Source organism: Rheinheimera sp. (assembly GCF_036568245.1).
Lineage (GTDB): Bacteria > Pseudomonadota > Gammaproteobacteria > Enterobacterales > Alteromonadaceae > Alishewanella.
In genome coordinates, this window is sequence record NZ_DATCSY010000118.1 from 1 (window position 1) to 2,117 (window position 2,117).

3 protein-coding genes are annotated in these 2,117 nt (G+C 48.9%); all 3 read right to left on the reverse strand.

Features of this window, described 5'->3' with window-relative positions; translation table 11 throughout:
* On the reverse strand, positions 1-267 hold a 267-nt coding region (locus VIN66_RS05330; RefSeq protein WP_331922998.1), incomplete at its 3' end, for a hypothetical protein.
* Positions 267-1,190: a nucleoside-diphosphate sugar epimerase/dehydratase gene (locus VIN66_RS05335; RefSeq protein ID WP_331922999.1), complete on the reverse strand. Its 924-nt coding sequence runs from the start codon at positions 1,188-1,190 to the stop codon at positions 267-269. The genes VIN66_RS05335 and VIN66_RS05330, both read right to left, overlap by 1 nt.
* On the reverse strand, positions 1,190-2,117 hold a 928-nt coding region (gene pseI / locus VIN66_RS05340; RefSeq protein WP_331923000.1), incomplete at its 5' end, for a pseudaminic acid synthase. The genes pseI and VIN66_RS05335, both read right to left, overlap by 1 nt.

Sequence of the window (2,117 nt, forward strand, 5' to 3'; positions counted from 1 at the left end):
ATGTTTAGCCCAAAACAACAGCTCGCCATCGCGGCTAGGTAATACATGGCTAATTTGATACCGCTTTAAACCGGCCATGATCTCTGGCAGGTACAGATCCTGACAAGGTGGCATCTGCCAGAAAGTGTCCGCAAAATATTGGCTGACAACAGGTGATGTCATATCCGCCGCAATCAGTTGCGCCTGAGCATCCAGGCGGTGGGCGGCACTGCGCAGAGCCTGTAGTAGCGGTACCTTGGCACCAGCGCTGCTTAGCATTACCCGCATCAGTTAGTTCTGCCGAGTAAACGTTTTTGCACCCGCACTTGCATTTTCGCTGCCGGTAACTGTGACCTGCGGTTTTGATACTCTGTGATCCGGGTTCCTTGCACAGGTTGTTGCCAGTTGCCGTACATAAATTCGAGAAAGCCTGGCGTATCACTGGGGATATAAAATGATTGTCCCAGAAATTGTACCTGCTCATAACGGGCAAAATGATGTGCAGGCGCAAAAAATAACCCGGCTGACGATACCAACTCTGAGTTTTCCCCTTTTATTTGTCGACGCTGCAGGCTCAGGTCAAATGGCAGCAGTTCGCTACCCGCTTTTGGGGTAAATTCCAGATTAATACAGGCATCAACCTGATCAATAGTCAGGACAACTATTTGCCAACTCAGCTGCTCTGGCTCGGGTAGTAGGGTAATAAAATCCGGCATCAGCTGCAGTAAAGCATCAAACTCGGCATCATCAATAGCCAAGTCAATATCATCATCCCAGGGGATTAACGATTGCTGGCGGATCACGCCCAGTAGAGTACCGGAGTCAAGACAGGGGCGGATCCCATGCTGTTGCAGATAAGCATTAAGTCGCTGCAGTAGTTGATGTGCCAGTTGTAATGTTGCTGCATGCATAAAGGGCTTTGCTGCCTTTAATTGCTGTTTTGTCGGCACGGTGATTTTATCTGCTGGCACTCCCATAGCGGCTAACTGGGCACTGATCGCATCAACCCATTGGCTGGTAATAATGATTTGCTCGAATTGAACTGCTTGCAGTTCAGAGGGCGCTATAACAGGTATCCCTGATAACTGGCAGCCCTGTCGTGCCGGATCGTTATCCAGAACAGCGATAACGTTGAGGTTTGGGTTTTGCTGCAGAAAAAATTCACCCGCTTTACTGGCGCCAAATAATAACACCGGTGCTGATGTATTCATTAAATCAGCTCCCAACTCATCGGCGTGCCCTTGGTTACTGCACGTTTCAGCACTTTGCCCAGTAACAAGGGTAAATATTTAGGCGCTAACCCGAGCCCTGGCCGCACGGAACGCAGGTTTTCGGTAGTTAAAACGGCACCCACGGGTAAATCCTGCGCAATGTATAACGAGCGCCGATGTACACGCGATGCAACTTCTTTCTCAGTACAGCCATAATGCACGCTGCCAAGCGCATCGCGAGCGCGTGCAGTTTCCTCTACCAACATTTTTAGCTCAGCTGGCTCCAATGAAAACTCGGCATCAACTTCACCGCCGTTTCTATCCAGTACAAAGTGTTTTTCAATTACGGTAGCGCCTAATGCAACAGCTGCGACAGAAACGCCTACGCCAGGGGTGTGATCAGACAGACCAACCTGACAATTAAACAGCTGTGCTAAATGGGGAATGGTGCGCAAATTGGCATCTACCGGGCGGGCAGGGTAGTTGCTGGTGCATTTAAGCAGTATTAAATCTTTACAGCCATTATCTCGTAATACTTCCACCGATTCGGCTAACTCGGCTTGGGTTGCCATGCCGGTAGACATAATAACCGGTTTGCCGGTTTTAGCCACTGCAGCTAAAAGACCATGATCGCTATTCTCAAACGAGGCGATTTTGTAGCAGGGCACATTAAGTGATTCAAGAAAATCGACGGCGGTTAAGTCAAACGGTGAGCTAAATGCCAACATACCTTTGCTGTTGGCATAGTCAAAAATGGGTTTATGCCACTCCCACGGCGTCATTGCTACTTTATATAGATTGTACAAAGAGTTACCTTGCCACAGGCTGTTTTTATCGGCGATAAAAAACTCCTGCTCGTGGACATCCAGCGTAATGGTATCTGGGGTGTAGGTTTGCAGTTTTAATGCATGAGCCCCTGCTGCTGCG

Excerpts from the sequence above, each read along its gene's own strand:
- VIN66_RS05335 (WP_331922999.1), bottom strand. The coding sequence starts at position 1,190 with ATGAATACATCAGCACCGGTGTTATTATTTGGCGCCAGTAAAGCGGGT.